Consider the following 25,551-nt stretch of genomic DNA (forward strand, 5'->3'; position numbering starts at 1 on the left):
AACCTAACTCAAACCAAACCTGGAGGGATTCACACTATGAAACATCTTATCGTATATGCTCACCCGCACACAGACAGCTTGAATAACGCAATCCTCAATACTGCTGTAGAAGCTCTCGAAGCTCAAGGCCATGAAGTAGTCGTTCGTGACTTATATAAGCTTGGATTCCAACCCGTACTGACTGAAGCAGATACAGCTTCCATGCGCGCAGGACAGACACCACAGGATATCGCTACAGAGCAACAGTTTGTTACAGATGCAGAAGCCATTACATTCATCTATCCGATCTGGTGGACAGGTCTTCCTGCCATTCTGAAAGGGTACGTTGACCGTGTATTCGCCTATGGTTTTGCGTATGCAGCAGGTGAAGCAGGAATCGAGAAATTGCTGACAGGCAAAAAAGGCCTCATTATCAACACCCATGGTACACCAAATGAAATATATGACCAGATCGGCATGACTGCTGGATTGAAAATAACTTCAGACGTAGGTATCTTCGATTTTGTAGGTATTGAAACCGTAGATCATCTGCTCTTTGGTAGTATTGGATACCTGGATGCACCCGCATATCAAGCGATGTTGGATCAGGTTAAACAGACGGTAACGACCAAATTCTAATATAGATGTTGGTTCCCTATAAGGATTCCATATGATACCAGACCGACTCGATCAAGAGTCGGTTTGTTTGTTCATGTGTTTGCAAAATGGATGAAAGGGGGTATAATCGTACCCATGGAACCTATACTTATATTCAAAGCATTATCGAACGAGACACGTAGACAAATCTTGTTGTGGCTCAAAAACCCGGAGCAACACTTTCCACCGCTGGAACTATCACAGCATCCGGATGGTGGCAAGAACGGAATCTGTGTTGGCACGATTCAAGTGAAGGCTGGACTGGCTCAGTCGGTTATATCCAGTTATCTGCTGACTATGCTCAAGGCAGGATTGCTGCTCTCCGAGCGAAGAGGACAATGGACGTATTATCGGCGCAACGAGGAGACAATCCGTCAGTTTGCCGAGTACGTGCAGAACGAGTTATAAGCCGGATGCCGGAACGGAAGCTAGGATGCACATGCACGCAGGGATTCCGTCCGGATGTAAACGGCTAGTTTATCATCACATCACTATATCCAGTTGCGATTTAATTAATCTATATATCTGGATATACAAAAATATAATCATCGAGGAGATTAAACGATAATGACTACAGAAAATACGGCTTCATCCCATAAAGAACACATTAACGACGTTAAGCTTTCCATCTTGGATCTGGCTCCTGTCGTAGTAGGTGCAACACCTGCTGATGCACTGCGCAACAGTCTCGATCTGGCACAGCATGCTGAGCGTTGGGGATATCACCGTTACTGGGTAGCTGAACATCACAACATGCCGGGTATTGCTTCATCCGCAACTTCGGTTGTTATTGGATATCTGGCTGGTGGAACCAAAACGATTCGTCTGGGTTCAGGAGGCATCATGTTGCCTAACCATGCACCGCTTGTCATCGCTGAGCAGTTCGGCACACTGGAATCCTTGTATCCTGGCAGAATTGACCTGGGACTGGGTCGCGCACCAGGTAGTGACCGTCGTACATCGCTTGCACTACGCAAAGATCTGAACAGTGGGGAAGATTTCCCTGAGTTATTGGCAGAACTTAGAGCATACTTTGATGCTTCGGCGACATCTTATCATGCGCCTGTTCGCGCAGTTCCTGGAGAAGGATTGAATATTCCAATTTACCTCTTGGGGTCCAGTGATTTCAGTGCACGTCTGGCAGGTCAGCTGGGATTGCCGTTTGCTTTTGCCAGCCACTTCTCGCCCGATTACACCCGGATTGCATTAGAGACGTATCGAAACAACTTCCAACCATCTGATAGCTTGAAGGAGCCACATGTGATTGTTGGTGTCAACGCTGTTGTTGCGGATACAGACGAGGAAGCAGCATGGCTGGGTACAACGATGCAACAGCAGTTCCTGAACATTATTCGTGGCACAACGGGATTGGTACAGCCTCCGGCAGAGATGGAAGGCAAATGGACGGATCGTGAGAAAGCTGGTGTAGAGCAGACGCTGAAGGCAGCTGTTAATGGTTCACCAGAAACCGTACGTGGGCAGTTGGAATCCTTCATTCGGCAGACACAGGCAGATGAGCTGATTATTACGTCGATGATCTATGATCATAAGGCACGTCTGCATTCCTATGAGTTGATTGCACAATTGGCGGGAAAAGCTTAATCTTCCATTTTCAGCGTTAAAACTGGCTTAATCGTAGGGTATAGCTATAAATTTACGGTTCGTCTCCCAGTGAGGCGAGCCGTTTTTGAATAGGGAGAATTTGCAAATGATTCGTGTGGGGCAGAAGACTCATTTTGGGGTAAAATGACTTTACCGGTTTAATTTGAAACGGTTAATCAGCACCATACGTATAAATCCAGAGTGTTATACATATGTTGGCTTGTACAAGGTATTTTTTTATTCGTGTGTATGGGCATTTATCTAGCTTTATAGTTAAGTTTTGATTAAGGGTCATAAGAGAGGACGACACGCCTATGGAGCAACCTGAGCAACCCCGCGTTTGGCCGGAGCGGTTCAAGCGATTTTTTCTTAACAACAAGTTTGTCCTATTTCTGCTGATTCTGCTGTTGGTGGGACTGAACGTGATGGTTCTGACCAAAGTATCTTTTGTTCTTCATCCGCTCGCAGTACTCATCAAAACCATTGTGCTACCTATTATTCTGTCAGGCATACTCTACTATCTGCTGAATCCGATTGTGGATGTGATGGAAAGATGGAAAATCAAGCGTGGCTGGTCCATTCTGATCCTGTATCTTGCCATCGGAGGCATTCTGACCGTTGTAGTGTTGGCAGTCATTCCGGTTGTGCGGAACCAGATTATGGGGCTGATCGAAAATTTCCCAACATACAGCGAGACGGTAAAACAGCAGTTTGAGGAACTCACGGGCAGCCAACTGTTCGGTCAGTTCCAGGAGACGGTGAATCTGAATTCGCAGGACTGGTGGGGAACAATCTCCCAAAAGGCTACTGAAATTCTGAACTCGACCTGGACCAAATTGGGCGGATTCCTCGGAGCTTTCACGGAGACCGTGCTGTCCATCGTAACGGTTCCGTTCATTCTGTTCTATCTGCTGAAAGACGGCAAGAAGCTGCCAGCGAAAATTCTGTCTTTCCTGCCGATCAAGAGCCGTACGGGCGCAATGCATGTGCTGGAAGACATCAATCACCAGATCAGTTCATTCATTCGTGGACAGATTATCGTCAGCTTCTGCATCGGTATTCTGCTCTATATCGGTTATATGGTCATTGGGCTGGATTATGCACTGATTCTTGCGATTATCGCATCGTTCACGAGTGTTGTTCCTTATCTGGGACCAGCAATTGCAATTACCCCTGCGTTGATCGTGGCCCTGGTTACTTCGCCGGTGATGCTGCTGAAGATGGTTGCCGTATGGACAATCGTGCAGTTAATCGAGGGTAAATTCATCTCACCACAGATCATGGGCAAAACGCTGAAGATTCATCCCATCACGATTATCTTTGTCATTCTGACTTCGGGTAATCTGTTTGGAGTCGTGGGTATTCTGCTCGCTGTTCCAGGATACGCGGTGCTGAAAGTATGTGTATCGCATATCTTCAACTGGTTCAAGGACAGATCCGGCCTGTATGATCCGAACAAAAACAATCTTTTATGACTAAAGTGGCAAGCTCCAATGGATAGTTAATCAGAAGATCTAGTCACTCTGTATCCTGTATAAAACGGTACCCTTACCAAGAAGAACCCCCGTCCATCGGCATACAGCCGAGAGGCGGGGGTTCTTCTGCATGAACAAGCTTGGCTGCTGCCTAGCTGTGTTTAATATGTTGGAGCGTTTGCAGGAAAATCTGCTCAATATGAGCATCATCCAGAGAGTAGTACACGGTCTTGCCTTCCTTGCGTCGCTTGACGATCCGCATGTTGCGGAGTGAACGCAGCTGGTGTGAAATGGCCGACTGTCCCATGTCGAGCAGAACCGTCAGGTCATGAACACATAATTCCTTCTGTAACAGCGCATCAATAATACGTAGACGTGTGGGGTCGCTGAATGCCTTGAACCAATCTGCCATCTCGGAAGACGTCTCCCGATCTATGAGTGAAGTGCGAATCGTCTGCACGTCGGCTTCAGTGCCTGAGCAGGCTGCATCACATTCGCTTGGTGCTTTAACCGGTTGTTCCATTTCCTATCACCGCCTATGTTAACAACTATAGCTCTATTATATCCAAAACCCGCCTAAAGCGAAATGATTACTATTAGCATAATCTGTATGAAAAATCAACAACGATTGTTGACACTCATGTTTAGGCGTGCATATAATAGGGTTAACCAAACATATGAATGAGTGCTCATATATTGAATGTAATTGAAATATAACATCGTTTTTGTACTGCAAAGGGGAGAATTCACATGGGAACCGGACAGGAACAGGTGAAAAGGGAACTGCTGCTTGAGGGACTGGATTGTGCGAACTGCGCTTTGAAGATTGAGAATGGCGTTAAAAAAATTAAAGGCATTAGCGAATGCTCTGTCAATTTTGTTACCAAAACATTATCGCTACACACCACTTCCGATATGGATGAACAGGTAGTGGAAGAAGCAAAGCGCAAAGTGCTTCGGCTGGAGCCGCATATTCGCATTTCGGAAAAAGGAAAACACGTGAACGGACATGTGCACACCCATACAGGGAGTGCAGCTGGTGCGCATAATCACAGTCATGACCATACCGGACATGATCATGGACATTCACATTCATATGGCAAACACTCGCATACTCATGATCACTCAGATTCAGAGGAACACACACATGGTCATGTGCATGAGCATGGAAGTCATGCTGGACATGATCACAGCCATACGCATGATGATGCCCATGCAGGCCATTCGCATGAACATGGTGCAGGACAGACAAAAGTATTACTTGCTCGTCTTGCTGCAGGTTCTGTGCTGCTCGCAGCCGCAATCTGGTCGCCGCTGGAGGGCTGGGCGCAATTTGCTCTCTATGCACTCGCTTATCTGATTGCCGGGGGAGATATTGTGCTCCAGGCGTCCAAAAACATCATCCGCGGCCAGGTGTTCGATGAATACTTCCTGATGTCCGTCGCTACCTTGGGTGCCTTTGCGATTGGAGAGTATCCGGAAGGGGTAGCGGTTATGCTCTTTTATCAGCTCGGGGAGCTGTTTCAGGGTATGGCTGTTAATCGGTCACGCAAGTCGATTCAGTCACTGATGGACATTCGCCCGGATTACGCCAATATCCTGACGGGTTCGGGTGACGAAACCCAACGTGTATCTCCGGAAGACGTACGGATTGGTGATCGTATTGTCGTGAAAGCAGGAGAGCGAGTACCGCTGGATGGTATCGTTAGAGCTGGCCGCTCCATGGTGGACACTTCTGCTCTGACAGGTGAATCGGTACCTCGTGAGCTGGAGCCCGGAAATGATGTACTGAGTGGATTTGTGAACAAGAATGGTATGTTGACGATTGAAGTGACCAAAACGTTTGGTGAATCAACGGTATCCAAAATTTTGGACCTGGTGCAGAACGCAAGCAGCCGGAAAGCGAAAACAGAACATTTTATTAGTAAATTCGCCCGTTATTACACACCGGTTGTTGTTATCCTTGCAGCCGTGATTGCATTTGTTCCGCCGTTGATACTTAGTGGTGCAACATTTGCTGACTGGATCTATCGTGCATTGGTCTTCCTGGTTATCTCATGCCCCTGTGCGCTGGTGGTCTCTATTCCACTTGGATTCTTTGGTGGTATCGGAGCAGCTTCACGTAACGGGATTCTCGTTAAAGGCAGTAACTACCTTGAAGCGTTGAACGATGTGAAAATTGTTGTTTTTGATAAAACGGGTACACTAACCAAAGGTGTATTCAAAGTAACAGCCATTCGTCCCGAAGGTGGACGTACGGAAGATGAACTGATGAAGCTGGCAGCTATTGCTGAAGCCAATTCCAATCATCCAATCGCTGAATCCATTCGCGCAGCTTGGGCCAAGGGCATTCCCACGCAAGGTGTGGAAGGTTATGACGAAGTTGCCGGACACGGGATCAAGGTGAGTGTGGATGGTCGGGAAGTGCTTGCAGGCAACGCCAAATTAATGGAGCAGGCGGGTATATCCTATACCACACCAGAAACAGCCGGAACGATTGTCCACGTGGCTGAAGCTGGCACGTATGTTGGTCATCTAATTATTGCTGATGAAGTGAAGGATGATGCAGCCGCTGCTATTCAGGCGCTGAAGAAACTCGGCATCCGCAAAACGGTCATGCTGACAGGTGATGCCAAAGCCGTAGGTGAAGCGGTAGGACGCGAGCTGGGTGTGGATGAGGTCTATGCTGAATTGCTGCCACAGGACAAAGTGGAGCGGCTGGAGAAACTGGAAGCTGCCAAATCTCCGAAGGAGAAAATGGTGTTTGTCGGTGACGGCATCAACGATACACCTGTACTGGCGCGCGCCGATGTGGGCGTGGCCATGGGTGGACTTGGTTCAGATGCTGCGATTGAAGCGGCAGATGTGGTCATCATGACCGATGAACCGTCGAAACTAGCGAGTGCAATCCGCATTGCTAAGCGTACACGAATGATTGTATGGCAAAATATCGCGTTTGCTTTGGGGGTTAAAGCGATCTTCCTGCTACTCGGTGTGTTCGGCATAGCTACCATGTGGGAAGCGGTATTCTCCGATGTGGGTGTCACAGTGCTGGCTGTACTGAACGCCATGCGTGTACTTCGAGTGAAGAATATCTAAGTTTACGAAACGATCCAGGCGGCTCTTCGTATATACGTAGAGCCGTTTTTATATTTTTATGTAGATAAGTCTAACCAGACATGTACACGAGAACGGAGAGGACAGAAATAACCTGAAGAAGTGAAGCTACATCGGCAGGTTATTCTATTTATCGGAGGAGTCTCAGTGTAAGCAGGTCTATGGAAGACAACAGTGAAGGGGAGAACGTTTTGACAGGAGCAATAGTTGGGATCATCATCGGAGTGTGTTATTTCATTCTGGGGTTCATGGTGTTCAAAAAACCACCGAAAATGATTAACGGGATATATGGGTATCGGACTCCGCGTGCAATGAGTAATCCCGAGTTGTGGGACGAAGCACAAAGTTATAGCGCCAATCTGATGATGCAATTTGGTGTGATTATTACGATATTCGGCATTATCGGTTTCTGGCTTACAGATGTACGAGCTTTGGTACTGAGTCTGGTTGTTACAGGGTTCTATACGTTCAGACTGTTTACCAGAGTGGAAGGCCGATTGAAGCAAATGCAGCGTGCTCAACAGCAACAGAATGAGCAGAACGTTTAAGGTAATTTGAATGAATAGTGTACAGAGGAAGACCTGCGTGTGAAGCGGGTCTTTTTTTGTCGAGATAGAAAATTGTAAGAGGATTTTAACTTGCTAAGGCTTCATACCTGAAATCTAACGTTGACGTTAACGTTAATATTATATATAATTATGTACATAACATTATAGACATATGGAAGAGGTGAGGGAAATGAGTTTATATAAAATCGACGACGTAGCCAAGGAATGCGGTTTGACCAAGCGAACCATTCGGTATTATGAAGAGATTGGTGTCATGCCTTCACCTCAGCGGACAGATGGCGGTACGCGGTTGTACACTCGGGAGGATATCGATTATCTGAAGAAGGTGGTTCGCGCCAAAGAGGTACTTGGATTCTCCCTTCAGGAGCTACATACCTATGTGGCAACGGCAGATGCCTTGAATGAACAACGTTTTGACTACCAGCAGACGACCGAAGTAAGAGAACGGATCGAGAAGCTTACCACGATGGAAACAACGCTGGATGGTCAGTTGCAACTGATTGAGGAGAAACTTCAGAGCATACATGCCGTACAGACTGAACTGGAAGAGCTGCGTGAACGCGTTCGGAGTGGTATTCAGAAGTTACAGGCACATGATCCGCAGGGTGATGAAGACGGCTAACCCAATTAGCATCCAATATTTAATAAACAAAACTGTATACACATAATCGCTACATGGAGTGAGCACCATAGTACCTGTGGCGATCCTGTACAAACACCGGATGTTTCGGTGTCATTTGTGCCGTTTTGTTACCTATATTCATGAAAATGAACGCAATATTTTCATCGTTTTCACTGCTATTTTCAAATAAAATGTTTCACCACATAAATTATTCACAGGAGGAATTACGTATGAAAAGAGAGCCATCATTACCGGACGAATTGCCGTCATCACGTGGGGGCCTGTTATCCCAGCCGCGAGCGGTATGGGCGGTTGCCTTTGCATGTATCATATCCTTTATGGGTCTGGGTCTGGTTGACCCGATTCTGCCCGCAATTGCAGATCAGCTGCATGCATCCAAAAGCCAAGTGTCACTGCTATTTACCAGTTATAACGCTGTAACCGGGGTAGCGATGCTGATTACAGGTGTCGTATCCAGCCGGATTGGTGTGAAGTGGACGTTGCTCAGCGGTATATTGTTGATTATTATCTTCTCATTCCTCGGCGGTACCTCAGACACGGTAGGTGCACTGGTTGGTTACCGTGGCGGTTGGGGGCTTGGTAATGCCTTGTTCATCGCAACGGCGTTATCTGCCATTGTGGGACTGTCCACGTCGGGGACAGCCAAAGCGATTATTTTGTACGAAGCAGCACTTGGTCTTGGGATTGCGGTTGGACCGCTGCTTGGTGGTGAACTAGGTTCCATCTCTTGGCGTGGCCCGTTCTATGGGGTGGCTGTCCTGATGGCGATTGCCTTTATCAGCATTACATTTATGTTGCCCAAGATGGCCAAACCGAAAACACGCAGTTCTTTGTCCGATCCGTTCAAAGCATTAAGTTATCCTTCATTGAAAACATTGGCGATTACCGCATTCCTGTATAACTTTGGTTTCTTTACCTTGATGGCTTATTCACCATATGTCATGAATCTGGATGAGCACGGCTTGGGATATGTATTCTTTGGCTGGGGACTGATGCTGGCGATTACGTCTGTATTCGTGGCACCAAGATTGCAACGTCGATTCGGATCAGTACCGTCCATGAGTGTCATGCTTACATTGTTCGCGATTGATCTGGTTGTTATGGCAGTAGGTACGGTGATGGGTTCACCAACTACCGTTATTGTTGCAGTTATTGTAGCCGGGATTTTCCTTGGAATTAACAACACATTGATTACAACGGCTGTTATGGAAGCTGCACCTGTGGAGCGTTCTGTTGCTTCTGCTGCATACAGCTTTGTTCGTTTCCTGGGTGGTGCACTTGCTCCATGGCTTGCAGGTAAATTGTCCGAGTGGTTCCTGCCAGAAACACCGTTTTATTTTGGCGCATTAATGGTTCTGATTGGTGTCGTGGTACTGCTGGTACGCCGTCATCATCTGCGGGATATCGATTCCGCCATTACATCTCACTAATTCACAGGAGGAATTGCAATGCTGAAACATATATTGGTTGCTGTTGATGGTTCGGATCATGCGCAGGTGATCCCGTTAATGAGATCTGCCGTGTGGGGCGCGAACGAGATTGTGGAATGATCGTGATGGGTACCGGCGGGAAAGGCATGCTCGCAGAGATGATCGTGGGTAGTGTCAGTCATGGCGTGTTAAAACATGCAGAATGCCCCGTCCTGATGGTTAAATAGGATGTGAAATCCATTATAATGCAATAGCTCAAGATCGCCACAATGGCTCTTCAGGAACGTTAGAAGCTATGATTGCCGAACACCGTAGTGGGTTGATGGCACGGAAATAGTGTATAAATAGATTAAGTTCAATAGGCTCTAAAAGGATGGAGGATGCAGCATATGAAAAAACAACATCTGTTTATCGGGGGCAAACCGACTGAATCCGTAGATTATAAAACACTTCAAGCACCATACTCCGGGGAAACGCTGGCAGAAGTCTCTTCGGCTTCAGCCGAGGAAGCGGAGGCTGCCGTTGCAGCTGCGGTTCAAGCCGGGAAGGCAATGCGCCAGATGCCTGCACATCAGCGTGCAGATATTCTGTACAAGTTGTCCTCCATGCTTGAAGAACGCAAAGAAGAAGCAGCGCGAATCATTGCGCTTGAAGCGGCAAAGCCAATTACCGCAGCACTGGCAGAGGTTGACCGGACGGTGGAAACATATCGTTTTGCCGCTGAGGAAGCCAAGCGGCTGACCGGAGAGACGGTTCCGATGGATGCAGCCAAAGGTGGAGAAGGGCGCATCGGATATACGATGCGGCAACCTCTAGGTGTCATCGGTGCGATTACACCGTTTAATTTTCCAATGAACCTGGTAGCCCACAAGGTAGGTCCAGCGCTGGCAGCAGGCAATACGATTGTTCTCAAACCTGCGGAGCAGACGCCTCTGTCTTCCTATTACATCGCTAATCTGCTTCAGGAAGCCGGGTTGCCGGATGGTGTACTGAACGTGGTGAGCGGTGATGGCAAAACGATTGGTGATGTGCTTGTGGAGCACCCCCGTGTTGCTCATATTACGTTTACAGGCAGTCCAGCGGTAGGGACGAGCATTCGTAGCAAAGCAGGACTCAAACGCGTGACATTGGAGCTAGGGTCGAATGCAGCGGTGATCGTGGATAAGGACGCAGATCTGGACAAAGTGATTCCTCGATGTGTGACCGGAGCTTTCACGTATCAGGGACAGGTATGTATCTCGCTACAGCGAATCTACGTACATCGTGACATCACGGAAGAATTCATCCGGCGTTTCGCTGAAGCTGCCAAACAAGTGGTGGTCGGAGACCCGCTGAGCCCGGATACGGTGGTCTCTGCGCTGATTACTTCCAAGGATGTACAGCGTACACTCGATTGGATTGAAGAAGCCAAACAGGCAGGAGCTGAGGTGGTAGCAGGCGGTCAAGCTGAAGGAGGCATTCTGCGTCCAACGGTACTGATTAACGTTCCGCATGATGCCAAGGTATCCTGTCAGGAAGTGTTTGCACCCATCGTTGTGATCAATACGATAGATTCCGTTGAAGAGGGTATTGAACATGTTAACGATTCGATATACGGGCTTCAGGCGGGCGTATTTACAAACGATATCCATACCGCCCTCCATGCTGTCGATCAGATCGAAGCAGGCGGAGTTATGATTAACGATATTCCGACGTTCCGAGTGGATCACATGCCCTATGGCGGGGTGAAACAAAGTGGGATTGGGCGTGAAGGCGTAAAATATGCTGTAGAGGAAATGACGGAATTGAAGTTTGTTATGTTTAATAAAGGGTGATTTTCTTCCATTCTTTACTCAATATACCGTATGCCAATGAAAACATAACCACACACCTCCTGTGCCAGAATAATGGCACAGGTTTTTTTTATATGAAGATCATGGAAAAAGTTTCAAAAATACATGCGGATTCTTCACTGACTGCGGGTTCACATCTGATGAGACGGGTATAACATAGTTAACATACCGCAACATAACTGACTAAACGCCGTTCATATCACCGAAGCATGATGTACCCATCCAGAGCACGAGCGGAATGAAGCGGTACAGCATTGCCGAAAGTCTTATATTCTCTCACTATTCAAATAAAATGCAGTATGAATTAAGCCTGAACTCTGGAGTTGCAGGACAGGCAGGAGGTGTATTCAAATGGCGTATTCCATGGTGGACGTATCGGGAATGTCAGGCGTAAGTCTGAACGAACTGAGCCAGTATGCAGAGACAGGTCTTCTGAATCCGGCCTTTGGGGATGTAGATGAGGACATCTATTATGAAAAGCAGGAATTGCTAAGACTCCAGCAAATCCTTTTCTGTAAGGAAGTGGGTATGAAGGAGAATGAGATTGCCCCGATGCTCCGGGATAATCCCCAGGATGTCATACGCATCATGAAGCAGCATCGGATTGACATGCTGGAGAAGGCACTCCGTCTGCATGGATTGATTCAGACACTGGACAAAACGATCTCTCATTTGCAAGGTGAACAGGAACTTGATGAACATGAGCTGTATATCGGTTTTGTAAATAAGGGGCGTCACCAGTTGCTGAATGAATCGGGTTCTGACCCTGTAGTCAATAATGATATGTACCATGTGCAGACAGAGGGTGTTCAGAGGTCCGACATCCAATCTTCCAATTCATCCACATTACCTGAACATCAGGAGTTGAAGTCAAAAGAAGATTATCTGGATTCCCAGGCGAGAATTGACCAGGTTCATCTGGACTTGCAACAGGCCATTGAGGATGGATTGGAACCCGGTAGTGCAAAAGTACAACGGATTATTGGCAGGCATCTTGAATGGATCAAAGGTTATTATACACCCACCGCTGAGATCTATCGGGATTTGGCCAATCTGTATGTAGAGCATAAAAATTTCCGTCAGATGTATGATGGTTATCACCCGAAATTGGCTGAATTCCTGCGGGATGGGATGATGATTAAAGCGGAACATGATTTATCCTAGATGCATAAAGTAACATGGGCGAGCAAGAACATGGGTGTGAATCATAAAGGATAACAAAGAGCGCAGACCTCTGAGAGGACTGCGCTCTTTGTTATTACGGGTTCTTCATCATCGTGTGTGATGAGACTCCGATCCTCTTGTTCATCATTTCCTAAAGGGGTATGGTTGCTTCCAACTGCTCTGTGAGCAGGCTTACGGCTTTCTCCAGGAAGACGCGGTCTTCGTCGTCAAAACGATTTTTGATCGGGCTGTCGATATCCAGCACCCCGTACAGTTCGCCGTTTTTGATAATCGGTACGACAATCTCACTGTTCGATGCTGCATCACAGGCAATGTGGCCTGGGAAGGCATGAACATCGTCAACGACCAGGGTACGTTTTTCCGCAGCAGATGTGCCACATACACCACGTCCCAATGGAATTCGGATACAGGCAGGCAGTCCTTGGAATGGCCCGAGGACCAGTTCTTTTCCATCATACAGATAGAAGCCGACCCAATTGGTGTCGGTCATAAATACATTGAGCAGCGCAGCAGCGTTCGCCAGATTGGCAATCGCACTAGGTTCATCGCGGATCAGAGCACTTAACTGTCCCAGGACGGCGGTGTGCTGCTCACTTCGTGTTCCTTCATAGGAAACAGCTTGAAACATGGTAAATCACCCTCCCGAGCAAAATGGTACTTATTTTCAAGATAGTGCAGAGGATGCGGTTAGTCAAGCGGAGGATTTCGGAAAGGGAAGGGAATACCTGAAGAATCCTCCTGTTTCTCAGCTTCTTGCGTGGGGTAAATACTTAGCAACCACGGAGGGCTATAACCCGGGAAGGAGCTTGGCTTATGCATGCAGAGGTACAGAATCTTTTTGTACGGATTCATCTACTATATTTCGCGCAAAATCAGGATTTGAACGTTAGCGAGGCACTGCCCCTATTGGAAGAGCGGGGATATCGCGTTGGAGAGCGGGAGATCAAGCAGGAGCTTGAACACCTGACACAGGAGAATTTCCTGACCGCCCACGGGGACCAATGGAGCCTAACCGGGACTGGCATCGAAGAATTCAAGGAAATCACGGCTGTGTTTGGCCGGGTTAGCGATGAATTACTGGGGAAGGGCAAGAAAACGTCCAAAGCTTAAAATTCATTGGACAAGCCATGATTCCGTAATTCACTCAAACTTTGAATTGTTCCATACGTACAACAAGACCGGGAGCGAAATTGGCCCGGTTTTTTGACGTGTGTCCATGACTGAACAGTTGCCATTCGGCGCAGGTTATGATTAGATGACTAGTGAATATTATGGTCTGCGGAGATAGATCGGATCGGAGTGTCTTTATATGTATAAATGCAAAGGAAGAATTCCCGAAATGGAGACTGCGCGGCTTCGTCTGCGTAAAATGCGTCGCCGGGATGCGGCCCAGATGTTCGCATGCTGGTCAGATCGGGAGGTGACCCGTTACATGAATCTTGCGCCCATGATTGGGACAAGCGAAGCGGCAGACATGATTGGACTGCTCAACCAAATGGCAGGAGAAGAGGATGCGATCCGGTGGGGGATCGAACTCAAAGAAACAGGCAAGCTCATTGGCAGCTGTGGCTTTAACACATGGCAGCTTGAAGGCGCATTCCGGGGTGAGATCGGTTATGAGCTAGGACGTGACTATTGGCGCCACGGTTATATGACGGAGGCTTTCTCGGCATTGCTGCCCTTTGGGTATGAGACCATGGGTCTTAATCGAATTGAAGCGCTGGTTGATCCGCGTAATCTGGCTTCCGGCGAGTTCTTGACAAACCGTGGCTTCACGCGAGAAGGGTTGCTACGACAGGTGCAACATACGTCCACTGGATACAAGGATATGGTGATGTATTCGATGCTGTATGATGAGTTCCTTCGTAAGAAAGGTAAATAAAAGAGACAATAGATAATTGCTTTTAAATTACACGTAAACGAAGAAACAGAACAAAGCTGGAGAAGCGAAGCGTTCGCCTTTAAAGCTTTCTGAAAGAAAGCTACATCGGAAGCATACGCTATCACCGGATTTCTCCTTTAGAGAGGAGAAGAAAAAATCTGGGGATAACAGCGGTTGGAAGCTTGTTCTGGTTCGTAGTAGATGTGTAAATTAACGTACCAATTATATAGAGAAACGAAGAGAGAAGGGTTTGTGTGAATGCAACTGGAGGTTTAAAGCGCAGTTTCATCTTGACGGGGCTGCTGCTCGCGACATTTCTGTCAGCGATTGAAGGCACCGTAATTGGTCCGGCAGGGCCGACCATTGTCAGTGAGCTGGGGAGTGTACAGTTGCTGAGCTGGATTTTCACCGCATATCTGTTAACGATGGCTGTGAGTACGCCCATTTTCGGCAAAATCAGTGACTTGTATGGACGAAAGCCTGTATTTCTGATTGGCTGTGCCTTATTTTTACTGGGTTCACTCTTGTGCTGTCTGTCGCAGAACATGGAGCAGTTGATTATTTTTCGTGCTATTCAAGGGATTGGTGCGGGTGCGGTAGTTCCTGTTACATTTACGATTATTGGGGATATCTACGCCATTGAAGAACGTGGCAAAATCCAGGGCTGGATTAGCTCCGTGTGGGGTATTTCCTCTCTGGCTGGACCGCTGCTTGGCGGTTATTTTGTTGATAATCTGGGCTGGCAGTGGATCTTTGGTTTTAATGTGCCGTTTGGTCTGCTTGCGATGTGGTTTGTATTTCGTTATCTGAAGGAAGATATCTCGCCGCGTACGGCCAAAATTGATTATGTCGGTGCACTGACCTTCACGGTGGGCATTACGGCGTTGTTGTTCGTCCTGTCGGCGGGTGGGCAGTATTATGCCTGGAGTTCTCCGTTGATTGTTGTGCTGAGTGTGGTCGCCGCTCTGTTTATCATTTTATTTTTCGTGGTGGAAAAAAGAGCTCAGGCCCCAATGGTTCCACTACATTTGTTCCGAATACGGGACATCCGTGTGGCGAATATCGCCGGACTGCTGACCAGTACTTTGATGATCGGCCTGACCAGTTATTTGCCGCTCTGGGTGCAGGGGGTTCGGGGAGGTAATGCGACGGAATCCGGGCTGCTGCTCGCGCCGATGTCAGTGGGCTGGCTCATTGGTAGTGTGATGGCAGGCCGCCTATTGATGAAAATTGGATCACGTATGACCGCATTGATTGGATTAACCGGAATTGCGATCGGGTCGGGTGGACTCTTTCTGGTGGGTGGGACATCCCCACAGGCTGTGCTATTTATATTGACCTTTATTTATGGTCTCGGCTTCGGATTTGCGTTTACGATCTTCACCATTATTGCGCAGTCTTCTGTAGGGTATAAGGAGCGTGGCTCCTCAACCGCGCTGCATACGTTCATGCGTACATTGGGACAGACGATTGGTGCAGCGGCTTTTGGTACCTGGTTGAACTATCGGATCTCCACGTTATCGAATGAACAGAATCTGGCGGAGGCTGGAATATCGGAGAATGATCTGAATGAACTGCTCGCACCACATACGGATGCAGCGCTATCGGATGATAAATGGGCGCTACTGCGTAACGTTTTGGAAGGAAGCTTGCATTCCCTGTTTGTCATTATGTTTGTCATTGCACTGGTCTCGTGGGTAACGACGCTTGCTCTACGCAAACGTTTAATTGTACCCGAAGATGCAGATGCTCCACCGCAGCCACAAGGCTCAAAGTAAAAGAAGATATATACAAAAAACATATGAAAAACCGGATTCGCCGATGTCAGGCAAATCCGGTTATTTTTGTTGATGGCACATGTGCAGTGGACTAGAGTGCAGCTTCCAACTCAGGCAAGTGATATCTTATTTGACCTTCGGCTCCTCTTTTTAAATTGTAAGGAACATGAGACACGTTATTTCCCGAAACCACCTGAAAACACGTTGTAAACGGCTGTTTATTCAAAGATAGCGTGTGTCAGATTCCTTAAAATGCTGCGAGCGCTTCAAACCCCTGACGTCACAGGTTCGTTAGCGCTCCCGCTCCATATCTGCTCCAGTACATTCTGTTACGCTCCGGCTTTCGGCAGGTTTGAAGATTCGCTCTAGCTGCTCGCTGATAAACGGTCTGCGGAATGTGCAAGCCTTCCCAAGAGTTCGGACAGCAATTCCTTGTCTTCCTCACTTAGTCCACTTACAGCCCGATCAATCTTCAAAGCATAGCCTGGGTAGATGTCATCCATGGTGCGCTGTCCTTCTTCGGTCAATTCCACAAAGATGATACGTCTGTCTTGCGGACAATGTTTGCGGTGTAACAATCCTTTTTGCTCCAGCTTATCGATCACATAGGTCACATTACCACTTTGCAGCAGAAGTTGTGCGCCAACCTGTTGAATCGGCTGAGCTCCTTTCATATATAACACTTCGAGCACCCCGTATGCGGTGGGGTTGAAGCCATGCACTTTGCTTCCGGATACAGCGTGTTCATTCACGCTCTTGAATGTCTGGGCCAAGGTGCGGTACAGATGAAGTGAACGTTCGGTTCCGATTTCTTGTAATTCCAGCATGCTGATCCCGCCTTTTCAGATTAGTTTTATAAGTTGAAATGATGAAGAGGGGTCCTCTCCGTTATGCTGTTCATGTAAAAGAGTATTTCAACTTATATAAGTTGGTTAGTTATGTTTGACGATTCAGGTTGTCGCCATGGTTTAATTGTAAACTTCTATTTCTACGAAAAACATGCGATATGTCACAAGATTTGCATTTTTAGCATTTAAAATTTGATCATTCATCATGCTGAAAAATCATCCTTCAGATGTCGCTTTTTCTCCGCCTCTGGCAGGAGGTCGAGTCAAGGGCTGCTCTATATAATGAGTTCATACTATGAATTGGAATATAATGGAGGAGAAGAAGGATGACAAGTGATTTAACGTTTGAAGGACAACGACCACTGAAGAATAACCGATCTTTTGTAACATTGATGGTGGCACAGGCCATTTCCAATCTGGGTGATTGGCTGCATCTGCTCGCAATACTGACCCTCGTGGGTATCCGCTGGAATGCAACGCCATGGGAGATTACATTTGTCACACTTTCCGCAGCAATACCCATTCTGTTAACAGGGCCATTCGCAGGCACACTTGCAGATCGCCTGAACCGAAAATGGCTGATGATTGTAGCCGATGGTGCACGGATCATCATCGTGGGTGCGTTAATTTTTGCTGACCAGATCTGGCACATCTACATACTGCTGGTCCTCAAATCCCTGTTCGATGTCATGTTCTCTCCGGCCAAAAACGGAAAGCTGAAGGAGATTGTACCTCACGAACAACTTGCGCAAGCTGTATCCATCAGCTCGATCATTGAACAGATGTCCAAAATTATTGGTCCAGCGCTTGGTGGACTGCTGGTAGCCGCTTTTGGCATCACCTGGTGTTTTGTTATCGATTCAGCGTCTTTTTTGATCTCCGGCATCATTTTATTGTGGATTCCTGGAACTCGGGTGATCCAATCTGCAATTCATAACGTAACAGAAGTAGAGGAAGAGACAGCTGGGGGTGTTCGTAACCGCTCAAAAGGCTCTTTTTGGAAGGAAACACAGGAGGGCATTCGCATGCTCGCATCTCTCCCTCACGTAGGAACGTCTCTGATTTTGCTTGCTTCAGCCATACTTTTTCTGCAATTTGCCGATTCACAGACTGTGGTGTTATTCAGACAACTTCCCGGAATTTCAAGTGATCTACTGGGATGGTGCGTGGCAGCAAGTGGTGTAGGTACATTAATTGCAGCGATGAGTGTACGGAAGTGGAAGCATGCAGGGCATATTTTGAAAATGGGTCTGGGTACCATACTCATGGGTCTGGTTATCGGCGGAGCCGGAGTTATTGTTGGGGTTTGGCCGCACGCCGGGCTAGGTGCCAATCTGTTGTTAGTATCCCTCTTTGCCCTGGCAGGTGTCGGAATTGGGTTTGCGATTGTACCCTTTCAGATCCTGTTGCAGGAACAGACACCTGAGGCGATGACAGGCAGGGTATTTGGAACGGTAGGCAGCGTGATGACTGCCAGTAATATTATGGGCCCGGTGGTAGGCGGATTTATGGTCACCTCATTTGGTGTAGTGCCGGCTTTTGTCTGTTCAGGCATTTTGATGACCCTGCTTGGTTTGATTTATTTGATGAAACGCAATGGGGAAAAAGCCGATCTGAATGGTTCCATTGCAGCCAAAACAATGATTGCAGGCGACTAAAAACAGGCCGGATCTGCTCAGGTTAGAACAGTTGAAATGAAGGTTTGAATTTACTTCAAATTTTAAGTTTTTGATTAAAAAGCGTTTGAGTAAACGCCTTCACGTTTAATGAGGAACAGGCAGAAATCCCTGTATTCTAATTATTCCTAGGGGAAAACTCATATGCCTTGTCCCACCAACGCATTTGCGGAAAGGGGGTGAAGCAACTTGAATGTAAAGTTACCAAAATCGATTGTACGTCTGGGAAGCATACCACTGGTTATACTCGCCGGGACTTTGATGCTGGGGTTTGGAACGTCACAAGTGTATGCGGATGATGCTCAGGTATCTTCGGATAAACCGTCCAGCGGATTGTCGCTGAATTTGTTTTCACGTGATTCGGATGGCGGGTTGAACCTGACTCCGTCGGTATCGGTATCTACACCACTACTGAATGTTGAAGTTCCGTCGATCAAAGCGAATGAATCGACAGGTAAGCTGAGTGTATCTGAGCTGAAAGTAGATACAACGCTTGGATCGGCCGGAACATCAGAGATTGGGATTGATGCGAAGAAGGGAACCGTCGAACTGCCGTCTGTACAGGCGGATACACCGGTGATCAAAGCCGATGTATCAAGCAGTCAGGTGAACCTCAACGAAGGTACTGCTTCCTTGCCTGGTGTTACCGCAGAGGTACCCGAGGTGATCAAGGCAGAGACGTCTGCTGTGAAAACAGACCTTCGGCAGGGCAAGGTTGAATTACCTTCGGTTAAGGTGGATGTGCCTGAGGTTACTTCCATCAATATCTCTTCATCCCGAGTGGATCTGAGTAAGAGAAATGTCCAGCTTCCTTCTGTGAGAGCAGAAGTTCCAGTTGTAGACGTGACCGCTGAACTCAATCCTGATCAGGAAAAGGTGGATATTCCAAGTGTGAAGCCGGAACCGCCTGTAGTCACTCCGGAAAAGCCGACGGTTGTCAAAACACCGAATGTTGAAACTTCCAATACGAGTGCACTCGCAGATCCTGTTTCACCACAGAACACCGAGGAAGGACAGGACGCAGTACAGGTTACGGGCAAAGTGGTGGAGGTCACCACGGAACCAGAAGTAAGTCCAGAACAACCTGCTGTCCCGCAGGCATTGCCTGTGGAAGGAACCAATCTGACGCAGGATTCCGATGTTAATGCAGGATTGCCAGATAACGAGTTATTCCTCGTAGATCAGACATCTGCTGAACCAGCTTTCACTGAACAAGTGCAGAGTAACCAGGAAGCCAATCTGAAACAAGATGATGCTGATGCAACATCTCCATTGCAGCCTCGCACAGAACGACCAACCAGTTGGTCTGTTGCAGCAACTTCTCCCGGAGTAGCTAATGCTTCAGCAGGGACAAGCTCCGGTTCGTCCGGTGTAACTGGAGGTGGAGCAACCGCTCCAGCCGCTGCACTTCCGGGAGCAACAACGGGTCTGGTTACGCCAGATTACGATTATGCCTTCCGAATGGAACGGCTCGATGGGTTCAGTCAATGGTCACAGGCACCGCCTGGGCGGCCACCGCAATATACCTCTTTCTCTTAGGCAACAATGGCGTTAATTCAACCAAAATTGAGAAGGAGTGTATATCATCATGAAAAAAGTGAATCGTTGGGTAAAATTGTCGGTATTGTCGGGTACGTTGGTGGCTGGATTGCTGGGGGCTTCGCAGGCAACTTACGCAGATAGCTATAGCAATAACAGCAGTGGTAATCTGGATCTAAATGCAGGTTTGCGCCTGGAGCTGGGATCTCTTCTGTCAGGACACCGTGACACAGGTCACGAGAACTATGGTAGTTACGGAGGTTCATCCAGTGCAACTGGAGCATTGAATCTGGATCTTGGCCTTAACGCCGGCTTATCTTCCGAGAGTATGAACCGTTACAATGATCGTTCTTCCGACCACACAGTTGAGCGTAGTAATTCTGGCAAGCTGGGCCTTGGCCTGAATGCCAATGTGTTGGGAGAAGGTACAACGATGAGCGACTATTCACGAGGCGGCGATGATCGGAACGTAAACAGCAGCTATGAGAGTGAAAGTCGTGGAGCGCTGGGTCTCGGTCTGAACGTAAATGCCGAAGGGGAGAGTGCAACGATGGCTCAATCCGAACGCACTAACAGCGTGAAAGACGGTGAGCGTAACACGAACAGTAGCTACGTGAGCGAAAGCCGCGGCGCACTGGATCTGGGTCTGAACGTAAATGCCGAAGGGGAGAGTGCAACGATGGCTCAATCCGAACGCACTAACAGCGTTAATGATCGTGAGCGTACCGTGAACAGCAACTACGCAAACGAAAGCCGTGGCGCATTGGATCTGGGTCTGAACGCGAAAGCCGAAGGAGAGAGTGCAACGATGGCTCAATCCGAACGCAACAACAGCGTGAAAGACAGCGAGCGTACTGTGAACAGCAACTACGCAAACGAAAGCCGTGGCGCATTGGATCTGGGTCTGAACGCGAAAGCCGAAGGAAAGAGTGCAACAATGGCTCAATCCGAACGTACTAACAGCGTGAAAGACAGTGAGCGTAACGTGAACAGTAGCTACGCGAGCGAAAGTCGTGGCGCACTGGATCTGGGTCTGAACGTGAATGCCGAAGGAGAGAGTGCAACGATGGCTCAATCTGAACGCACTAACAGCGTGAAAGACAGCGAGCGTACCGTGAACAGTAGCTACGCGAGCGAAAGTCGTGGCGCACTGGATCTGGGTCTGAACGTGAATGCCGAAGGAGAGAGAGCAACAATGGCTCAATCCGAACGCACTAACAGCGTGAAAGACGGTGAACGTAACGTGAACAGTAGCTACGCGAGCGAAAGCCGCGGCGCACTGGATCTGGGTCTGAACGCGAAAGCGGAAGGAGAGAGTGCAACAGTAGCTCAATCCGAACGCAACAATAGCGTGAACAGCAGTTATGCAAACGAAAGTCGTGGCGCTTTGGATCTGGATCTGGATCTGAATGTGAATGCAGATGCAGAGAGTGAAACTACTTCTGTGGTGGAGACAAATCGGTAATATGAGATTTTCATTGTAATATGAAGAAGCAGGGGATCCGGAACCCCTGCTTCTTTTTTGCATTTATAAGACATATGAGCTAGCGTTCTTCTGAATGTTCTTCTAATAAGCGTACTATCTTTTCAAATGTATACTCGCCTTCGGCAATCTTGACCATAAATTCAACGGCATATTTACGTTCCATCTGCAAATGGTAGCCATTCACTCGCAGAAAGGACTTGGTTACAAGATAAGCTGTACGTTTATTTCCGTTATAGAAACAGTGGTTTTTAACCAATGACTCTAATAAGGCAGTAGCTTTATCAAATATGGAAGGGTAGGCATCCTCTCCAAACAAACTTTGGAGAGGTCTATTTATCGCAGAATCCAACAAAGCAGAATCCTTAACCCCAGCTTGTGCTGTATCATTCATCTTCTTCATCATAAAATGGTGAGCGGCTACTACTTCTTCAATGGTAAGGAATATGGTCATCTTAACGATCCCTTAAATCATTAAGGATATCCTCATCTTCTTCGAAAACGTCGAAGAAAGCTTCCAGTACTTCGGGTCTTACATTTTCGGGTATTTTCATTTGTTTAACCTTTTTTAGTACAATTTCTCCCTGACTGTTTTCAATAAATTCAATCTCATCGCCCTGAGAAACATGGAGCTTATCAATTAAAACCTTGGGCAAGCTAATGCCCAAGCTGTTTCCCATTTTGCCTATTTTGCGAGAAAGAATTTTTCTTTTGGAATGCTCTTCTTTCATCTGAGCCCCACCATTCATGATATATTCCTCCTATAGTATGATCCAACTTATGAAAGTAATACATTTGTATGTATTAATGTTAGTATGTAATAACATTATAACATGGTTTGTACTTCAAAATGCTCAGAATGATCAAACAAACAGCCCACAACTCGATTACAATAAAACATAAAGAGTGAAATAAACGCCTGATCAGAACAGGGAGTGAATGATATGGGAACGGAATATAACAGTACAGCCGTACAGGAGTCCATATTGGACGTACATATTACAGAGGCAGGATACGAGCCGGGACAATCAACCATACGCAATATTCGAATGAACGTGGCGCGAGGAGAGCTGGTGGGTATTATCGGACCGAATGGTGCAGGCAAAAGTACCACGATTAAAACGCTGCTGGGTCTGCTGGAACATGCCAAGTATGAGGTGACGATTGGGGGAGAGGGTCGCTATGCCTATATCCCGGAGCAACCGGTTTTTTACGAATACATGACCTTGTGGGAACATCTTGATCTGGCCGCAGCGGCGTATGAAATGGAGGAAGAAGCTTTTGTTGCCCGAGCGGAGGAACTGTTGGTTCGTTTCGGTATGGACCATGTTCGGAATGATCTTCCAGCCAGTTTCTCAAAGGGCATGCGTCAGAAAATGATGTTGATGATCGGATTTCTGTCTTCGCCGGATATCTATATTGTGGACGAGCCGTTCATCGGACTGGACCCTCGTGCAACCAAGGATTTTCTAAAATTACTTGATGATGAACGTCGCCGCGGCGCGGGTGTGCTTATGTCTACGCATGTACTGGATACCGCTGAACGAATCTGCGACCGGTTTATTCTGATTGCTTCGGGCAGATCGGCTGCCGAGGGAACATTGGATGAGATCCGTGAAGCAGCAGGATTGCCGGAAGCCTCTTTGTTTGACTGTTTTGATGTACTGACGTCTTAGATAGAGAGAGGGTGAGAGAGAATGGAGACTTCCCAGCGTTATACCCCACTTCGTTTATACAGACGAAGACGCAAAGAACATTTCAGGGAACAGATGAAAAATCTCAGACTCGTCGTGGATTGGACCGTATGGGTATATTTGCTTGTTCCGGGTCTGCTCTATCTGATTGGATGGTACACGAGTCTGTGGACCAAACCACTGCCTGCATGGGCGACAGGATTACCGCTCCCCGTACTGACTGGGCTGATTGACGTCGTTATGCTTACCGGTGGTGTGTTGATATTTGTGGAGGAAGCGGATGTATTATTTTTGAAATCAAGGCCGTTGTGGATGCGCACGTTAATGAGGCAAGGACTCTACCGGTCCTGTCTGCAACATCTGGGCAAAATGATCCTGATTACAGCGCTGACTGCTCCCCTATGGTCCCATGTCTATGAGATGTCGAATCTCCAGATTACACTTATGGCTGTCTGGTTTGGTGCAGTAGCTTCATTCCAAGCCATAACACTACATATGACAAAGGTCCGACATACAGGATGGCGACGCTGGATTCAGATGATCCCTCTCGTCATTGGCATGGGTTACATGACCATTCATGCGACATCATGGATGCATGGACAGACGTGGAAAATCAGTTTTGGAATCGTAATTATCATGCTTCTTCTAATTACAGTTGGACAGATGAGGCTGTTGATGAAGGGAACGTTTGAAGGGGATCTGCGGGAGGATCTGCGGAGCAGGCTGCAACTTACAGCTCTAATGTTAAGTCGGGCGGTGAGCAAGCCGAAAGCCCCACGAACACGATCCATCATTTTCCGGAAACCGCGTAAACTGTTACGCAATCGTTCTATCGCGAATCGGACAGCGGAGATTGCATTCAAGGCATTTTTCCGGAACTCGGCCACGATGAAATTGTATCTGCAGCTTGGAGGACTATCCATCGCAGCTGTTGCATTGCCACCTTTTCCGGTCAATATCATCGTGTGTGCGTTATTAATCATCATGTTGACGGTGATGTTTTATCGTTCCTGGGATGTTTTTGCCACGTCCGACTATGTTCAGCTTATAACATATGACTCGGAGGCGCTGCATCTTGCAGGTTCAATGATGGTTCGGATGTTGTTTGTCCCCATTGGTATTCTTATGGGATTCACGCTGGGATTGGCCTGGCTCGGCTGGATCGTCGGTATTCTGACAGCTGCAGGTGCGGTGGCCTTCGGACTTTGTGTCTTATCTATTGCCGGATGGGTTCGACTTACTCGAGCCTAGGACGTGTCTCAAAAACTCGCTGAAGTTCATCTTTACCGCCTTTTCGCCCCATGCTGTGTCACTTTCCCTTGACGTGCCCCGGCACGCCTTCGGAAAACTTCCTTGCTTGGAACGAAAATTCGGCAAAATCTGATTCCTTCGGAGTTTTCAGACACGCCCTAAAAGAATTCCTTTGTATTTCCGAGCATATGACGCGCTATATCTGCCCATGCTATAGAAGAAGAAGCTCATCCCTGGATGATGAGAGATTAGCTGTAGCAAGGAGGAAGAGATGATGATGGATAATAGCGAACTACAGGTGCATTTCTCAGACGGTTCAGCGTTGAATGCAGCACGGGCAACCTTGGAGGAATTAGGGTATAAGCCTTATCAGTCTGGTCCGCTGGAATTGTACATCCCTACAGATCGCCAGGATCCTCAGTCAGCCGTAGAGATTGTACAGTCTCATGGAGGAAGTGCCGTATTTGCATCTCAAACGGAAGAGCTGGATCAGTTTCAGAATATCTCAATTCCGGCTCATCTCGTGAATGAGGACTGGAATGAGGGTTATGCGAGTGGAAACCAGGGGAGTCAGGCTGAGCAAGGTGCACATAATTATAGCGATGACCCAGCATACGATGACTCGTCTGATGGATTCTCAGGCAGCGTCAAAGCATAGAAGTATCACAAGCTAAGAGCAGTTCGAGTCATTTTTCTAAAATGGAACAATGCCCAAAAACCCCGATACTCCACAGATAGTGGATATCGGGGTTTTTGGCATCTGAGCTAATTCATTATCGGGTTAAAAGGTGTAATACCTAGTAATGAGAGTTCAAAAAGTTCGGTTTTCAGTACCGAGAAAATGGAATGAAGATAGAAATGGAGTAGCGGAGCGTAGGAAAACTACGTGAGCAACTAAAATGTTTCTGAAG

At 47.5% G+C, this 25,551-nt stretch carries 26 protein-coding genes; 21 read left to right on the plus strand and 5 right to left on the minus strand.

Annotated elements, in window-relative coordinates:
* Window positions 1-36 precede the first annotated feature (36 nt).
* The 4 genes from AC4E8D_RS03425 to AC4E8D_RS03440 all read left to right on the plus strand — a co-directional run bounded on the left by AC4E8D_RS03425 (window position 37) and on the right by AC4E8D_RS03440 (window position 3,713).
* Window positions 37-618 carry an NAD(P)H-dependent oxidoreductase gene (locus tag AC4E8D_RS03425; RefSeq protein ID WP_221825658.1) on the plus strand — a complete coding sequence of 194 codons (582 nt, stop codon included), beginning with the start codon at window positions 37-39 and terminating at the stop codon, window positions 616-618.
* A gap of 114 nt (window positions 619-732) precedes the next feature.
* Window positions 733-1,044, plus strand: a complete 312-nt coding sequence (locus AC4E8D_RS03430; protein ID WP_036668255.1) for an ArsR/SmtB family transcription factor — start codon at window positions 733-735, stop codon at window positions 1,042-1,044.
* A gap of 159 nt (window positions 1,045-1,203) precedes the next feature.
* Window positions 1,204-2,238, plus strand: a complete 1,035-nt coding sequence (locus AC4E8D_RS03435; RefSeq protein ID WP_051449565.1) for an LLM class flavin-dependent oxidoreductase — start codon at window positions 1,204-1,206, stop codon at window positions 2,236-2,238.
* A gap of 314 nt (window positions 2,239-2,552) precedes the next feature.
* Window positions 2,553-3,713: an AI-2E family transporter gene (locus AC4E8D_RS03440; protein WP_047841385.1), complete on the plus strand. Its 1,161-nt coding sequence runs from the start codon at window positions 2,553-2,555 to the stop codon at window positions 3,711-3,713.
* Between the two features lie 151 nt (window positions 3,714-3,864).
* On the opposite strand, the gene AC4E8D_RS03445 is transcribed toward AC4E8D_RS03440, so the two are convergent.
* A complete protein-coding gene (locus tag AC4E8D_RS03445) occupies window positions 3,865-4,236 on the minus strand; it encodes an ArsR/SmtB family transcription factor (RefSeq protein ID WP_036614212.1) in 372 nt (123 codons plus the stop codon).
* Window positions 4,237-4,463: 227 nt separating this feature from the next.
* Between AC4E8D_RS03445 and AC4E8D_RS03450 the strand changes: the two genes are divergently transcribed.
* The 8 genes from AC4E8D_RS03450 to AC4E8D_RS03485 all read left to right on the plus strand — a co-directional run bounded on the left by AC4E8D_RS03450 (window position 4,464) and on the right by AC4E8D_RS03485 (window position 12,468).
* On the plus strand, window positions 4,464-6,812 hold the full coding sequence (locus AC4E8D_RS03450; protein WP_221825657.1) for a heavy metal translocating P-type ATPase: 2,349 nt from the start codon (window positions 4,464-4,466) through the stop codon (window positions 6,810-6,812).
* Window positions 6,813-6,991: 179 nt separating this feature from the next.
* Window positions 6,992-7,378, plus strand: a complete 387-nt coding sequence (locus AC4E8D_RS03455; RefSeq protein ID WP_490205862.1) for an SdpI family protein — start codon at window positions 6,992-6,994, stop codon at window positions 7,376-7,378.
* A 190-nt stretch (window positions 7,379-7,568) separates the two neighbouring features.
* The gene (locus AC4E8D_RS03460) at window positions 7,569-8,021 is read left to right on the plus strand and encodes a MerR family transcriptional regulator (RefSeq protein ID WP_221825653.1); all 453 of its coding nucleotides are present in this window, start codon (window positions 7,569-7,571) and stop codon (window positions 8,019-8,021) included.
* Window positions 8,022-8,251: 230 nt separating this feature from the next.
* On the plus strand, window positions 8,252-9,472 hold the full coding sequence (locus AC4E8D_RS03465; protein ID WP_062837652.1) for an MFS transporter: 1,221 nt from the start codon (window positions 8,252-8,254) through the stop codon (window positions 9,470-9,472).
* 116 nt (window positions 9,473-9,588) lie between these two features.
* Window positions 9,589-9,699 carry a universal stress protein gene (locus AC4E8D_RS03470; protein WP_260633054.1) on the plus strand — a complete coding sequence of 37 codons (111 nt, stop codon included), beginning with the start codon at window positions 9,589-9,591 and terminating at the stop codon, window positions 9,697-9,699.
* A gap of 162 nt (window positions 9,700-9,861) precedes the next feature.
* A complete protein-coding gene (locus tag AC4E8D_RS03475; protein ID WP_221825647.1) occupies window positions 9,862-11,286 on the plus strand; it encodes an aldehyde dehydrogenase family protein in 1,425 nt (474 codons plus the stop codon).
* Between the two features lie 256 nt (window positions 11,287-11,542).
* Window positions 11,543-11,698: a hypothetical protein gene (locus AC4E8D_RS03480; protein WP_490205863.1), complete on the plus strand. Its 156-nt coding sequence runs from the start codon at window positions 11,543-11,545 to the stop codon at window positions 11,696-11,698.
* A complete protein-coding gene (locus AC4E8D_RS03485; RefSeq protein WP_221825645.1) occupies window positions 11,656-12,468 on the plus strand; it encodes a MerR family transcriptional regulator in 813 nt (270 codons plus the stop codon). Before AC4E8D_RS03480 ends, AC4E8D_RS03485 begins: the two co-directional genes overlap by 43 nt.
* Window positions 12,469-12,619: 151 nt before the next feature.
* Here AC4E8D_RS03485 and AC4E8D_RS03490 read toward each other — a convergent pair whose 3' ends face one another.
* On the minus strand, window positions 12,620-13,117 hold the full coding sequence (locus AC4E8D_RS03490) for a GAF domain-containing protein (protein ID WP_036614172.1): 498 nt from the start codon (window positions 13,115-13,117) through the stop codon (window positions 12,620-12,622).
* A gap of 185 nt (window positions 13,118-13,302) precedes the next feature.
* On the opposite strand from AC4E8D_RS03490, the gene AC4E8D_RS03495 reads away from it, so the two are divergent.
* The 3 genes from AC4E8D_RS03495 to AC4E8D_RS03505 all read left to right on the plus strand — a co-directional run bounded on the left by AC4E8D_RS03495 (window position 13,303) and on the right by AC4E8D_RS03505 (window position 16,149).
* Window positions 13,303-13,599 carry a hypothetical protein gene (locus AC4E8D_RS03495; RefSeq protein WP_036614170.1) on the plus strand — a complete coding sequence of 99 codons (297 nt, stop codon included), beginning with the start codon at window positions 13,303-13,305 and terminating at the stop codon, window positions 13,597-13,599.
* A gap of 199 nt (window positions 13,600-13,798) precedes the next feature.
* The gene (locus tag AC4E8D_RS03500) at window positions 13,799-14,371 is read left to right on the plus strand and encodes a GNAT family N-acetyltransferase (protein ID WP_076254763.1); all 573 of its coding nucleotides are present in this window, start codon (window positions 13,799-13,801) and stop codon (window positions 14,369-14,371) included.
* Window positions 14,372-14,625: 254 nt separating this feature from the next.
* Window positions 14,626-16,149: an MDR family MFS transporter gene (locus AC4E8D_RS03505; RefSeq protein ID WP_221825640.1), complete on the plus strand. Its 1,524-nt coding sequence runs from the start codon at window positions 14,626-14,628 to the stop codon at window positions 16,147-16,149.
* 365 nt (window positions 16,150-16,514) lie between these two features.
* Here the strand turns inward: AC4E8D_RS03505 and AC4E8D_RS03510 are convergent, their stop codons facing one another.
* Window positions 16,515-16,976: a MarR family winged helix-turn-helix transcriptional regulator gene (locus tag AC4E8D_RS03510; RefSeq protein ID WP_017690799.1), complete on the minus strand. Its 462-nt coding sequence runs from the start codon at window positions 16,974-16,976 to the stop codon at window positions 16,515-16,517.
* A 347-nt stretch (window positions 16,977-17,323) separates the two neighbouring features.
* Between AC4E8D_RS03510 and AC4E8D_RS03515 the strand changes: the two genes are divergently transcribed.
* The 3 genes from AC4E8D_RS03515 (at window position 17,324) to AC4E8D_RS03525 (ending at window position 21,677) form a co-directional block, all read left to right on the plus strand.
* Window positions 17,324-18,655, plus strand: a complete 1,332-nt coding sequence (locus AC4E8D_RS03515; protein ID WP_237178479.1) for an MFS transporter — start codon at window positions 17,324-17,326, stop codon at window positions 18,653-18,655.
* A 207-nt stretch (window positions 18,656-18,862) separates the two neighbouring features.
* Window positions 18,863-20,212: a hypothetical protein gene (locus tag AC4E8D_RS03520; protein ID WP_221825637.1), complete on the plus strand. Its 1,350-nt coding sequence runs from the start codon at window positions 18,863-18,865 to the stop codon at window positions 20,210-20,212.
* Between the two features lie 49 nt (window positions 20,213-20,261).
* Window positions 20,262-21,677: a hypothetical protein gene (locus tag AC4E8D_RS03525; protein WP_339306716.1), complete on the plus strand. Its 1,416-nt coding sequence runs from the start codon at window positions 20,262-20,264 to the stop codon at window positions 21,675-21,677.
* A gap of 79 nt (window positions 21,678-21,756) precedes the next feature.
* On the opposite strand, the gene AC4E8D_RS03530 is transcribed toward AC4E8D_RS03525, so the two are convergent.
* Together AC4E8D_RS03530 and AC4E8D_RS03535 are read right to left on the minus strand one after the other, a co-directional pair.
* A complete protein-coding gene (locus tag AC4E8D_RS03530) occupies window positions 21,757-22,149 on the minus strand; it encodes a type II toxin-antitoxin system death-on-curing family toxin (protein WP_221818669.1) in 393 nt (130 codons plus the stop codon).
* 1 nt (window position 22,150) lies between these two features.
* Complete coding sequence (locus tag AC4E8D_RS03535) at window positions 22,151-22,444, minus strand: AbrB/MazE/SpoVT family DNA-binding domain-containing protein (RefSeq protein WP_105405851.1); 294 nt, start codon at window positions 22,442-22,444, stop codon at window positions 22,151-22,153.
* 195 nt (window positions 22,445-22,639) lie between these two features.
* On the opposite strand from AC4E8D_RS03535, the gene AC4E8D_RS03540 reads away from it, so the two are divergent.
* From AC4E8D_RS03540 to AC4E8D_RS03550, 3 genes are all read left to right on the plus strand, one after another.
* Window positions 22,640-23,371 carry an ABC transporter ATP-binding protein gene (locus AC4E8D_RS03540; protein ID WP_221818670.1) on the plus strand — a complete coding sequence of 244 codons (732 nt, stop codon included), beginning with the start codon at window positions 22,640-22,642 and terminating at the stop codon, window positions 23,369-23,371.
* A gap of 21 nt (window positions 23,372-23,392) precedes the next feature.
* On the plus strand, window positions 23,393-24,640 hold the full coding sequence (locus tag AC4E8D_RS03545; protein WP_221818671.1) for an ABC transporter permease: 1,248 nt from the start codon (window positions 23,393-23,395) through the stop codon (window positions 24,638-24,640).
* Window positions 24,641-24,911: 271 nt separating this feature from the next.
* Complete coding sequence (locus tag AC4E8D_RS03550; RefSeq protein ID WP_490205864.1) at window positions 24,912-25,298, plus strand: hypothetical protein; 387 nt, start codon at window positions 24,912-24,914, stop codon at window positions 25,296-25,298.
* Window positions 25,299-25,551: the final 253 nt, after the last annotated feature.

Source organism: Paenibacillus sp. SRL342 (assembly GCF_984798905.1).

What these genes read in the sequence shown, in the direction of transcription:
- AC4E8D_RS03425 (WP_221825658.1), top strand. Translation starts at nt 37, where the DNA reads ATGAAACATCTTATCGTATATGCTCACCCGCACACAGACAGCTTGAAT.
- AC4E8D_RS03430 (WP_036668255.1), top strand. Translation starts at nt 733, where the DNA reads ATGGAACCTATACTTATATTCAAAGCATTATCGAACGAGACACGTAGA.
- AC4E8D_RS03435 (WP_051449565.1), top strand. Translation starts at nt 1,204, where the DNA reads ATGACTACAGAAAATACGGCTTCATCCCATAAAGAACACATTAACGAC.
- AC4E8D_RS03440 (WP_047841385.1), top strand. Translation starts at nt 2,553, where the DNA reads ATGGAGCAACCTGAGCAACCCCGCGTTTGGCCGGAGCGGTTCAAGCGA.
- AC4E8D_RS03445 (WP_036614212.1), bottom strand. Translation starts at nt 4,236, where the DNA reads ATGGAACAACCGGTTAAAGCACCAAGCGAATGTGATGCAGCCTGCTCA.
- AC4E8D_RS03450 (WP_221825657.1), top strand. Translation starts at nt 4,464, where the DNA reads ATGGGAACCGGACAGGAACAGGTGAAAAGGGAACTGCTGCTTGAGGGA.
- AC4E8D_RS03455 (WP_490205862.1), top strand. Translation starts at nt 6,992, where the DNA reads ATGGAAGACAACAGTGAAGGGGAGAACGTTTTGACAGGAGCAATAGTT.
- AC4E8D_RS03460 (WP_221825653.1), top strand. Translation starts at nt 7,569, where the DNA reads ATGAGTTTATATAAAATCGACGACGTAGCCAAGGAATGCGGTTTGACC.
- AC4E8D_RS03465 (WP_062837652.1), top strand. Translation starts at nt 8,252, where the DNA reads ATGAAAAGAGAGCCATCATTACCGGACGAATTGCCGTCATCACGTGGG.
- AC4E8D_RS03470 (WP_260633054.1), top strand. Translation starts at nt 9,589, where the DNA reads ATGATCGTGATGGGTACCGGCGGGAAAGGCATGCTCGCAGAGATGATC.
- AC4E8D_RS03475 (WP_221825647.1), top strand. Translation starts at nt 9,862, where the DNA reads ATGAAAAAACAACATCTGTTTATCGGGGGCAAACCGACTGAATCCGTA.
- AC4E8D_RS03480 (WP_490205863.1), top strand. Translation starts at nt 11,543, where the DNA reads ATGAAGCGGTACAGCATTGCCGAAAGTCTTATATTCTCTCACTATTCA.
- AC4E8D_RS03485 (WP_221825645.1), top strand. Translation starts at nt 11,656, where the DNA reads ATGGCGTATTCCATGGTGGACGTATCGGGAATGTCAGGCGTAAGTCTG.
- AC4E8D_RS03490 (WP_036614172.1), bottom strand. Translation starts at nt 13,117, where the DNA reads ATGTTTCAAGCTGTTTCCTATGAAGGAACACGAAGTGAGCAGCACACC.
- AC4E8D_RS03495 (WP_036614170.1), top strand. Translation starts at nt 13,303, where the DNA reads ATGCATGCAGAGGTACAGAATCTTTTTGTACGGATTCATCTACTATAT.
- AC4E8D_RS03500 (WP_076254763.1), top strand. Translation starts at nt 13,799, where the DNA reads ATGTATAAATGCAAAGGAAGAATTCCCGAAATGGAGACTGCGCGGCTT.
- AC4E8D_RS03510 (WP_017690799.1), bottom strand. Translation starts at nt 16,976, where the DNA reads ATGCTGGAATTACAAGAAATCGGAACCGAACGTTCACTTCATCTGTAC.
- AC4E8D_RS03515 (WP_237178479.1), top strand. Translation starts at nt 17,324, where the DNA reads ATGACAAGTGATTTAACGTTTGAAGGACAACGACCACTGAAGAATAAC.
- AC4E8D_RS03525 (WP_339306716.1), top strand. Translation starts at nt 20,262, where the DNA reads ATGAAAAAAGTGAATCGTTGGGTAAAATTGTCGGTATTGTCGGGTACG.
- AC4E8D_RS03530 (WP_221818669.1), bottom strand. Translation starts at nt 22,149, where the DNA reads ATGACCATATTCCTTACCATTGAAGAAGTAGTAGCCGCTCACCATTTT.
- AC4E8D_RS03535 (WP_105405851.1), bottom strand. Translation starts at nt 22,444, where the DNA reads ATGAATGGTGGGGCTCAGATGAAAGAAGAGCATTCCAAAAGAAAAATT.
- AC4E8D_RS03540 (WP_221818670.1), top strand. Translation starts at nt 22,640, where the DNA reads ATGGGAACGGAATATAACAGTACAGCCGTACAGGAGTCCATATTGGAC.
- AC4E8D_RS03545 (WP_221818671.1), top strand. Translation starts at nt 23,393, where the DNA reads ATGGAGACTTCCCAGCGTTATACCCCACTTCGTTTATACAGACGAAGA.
- AC4E8D_RS03550 (WP_490205864.1), top strand. Translation starts at nt 24,912, where the DNA reads ATGATGATGGATAATAGCGAACTACAGGTGCATTTCTCAGACGGTTCA.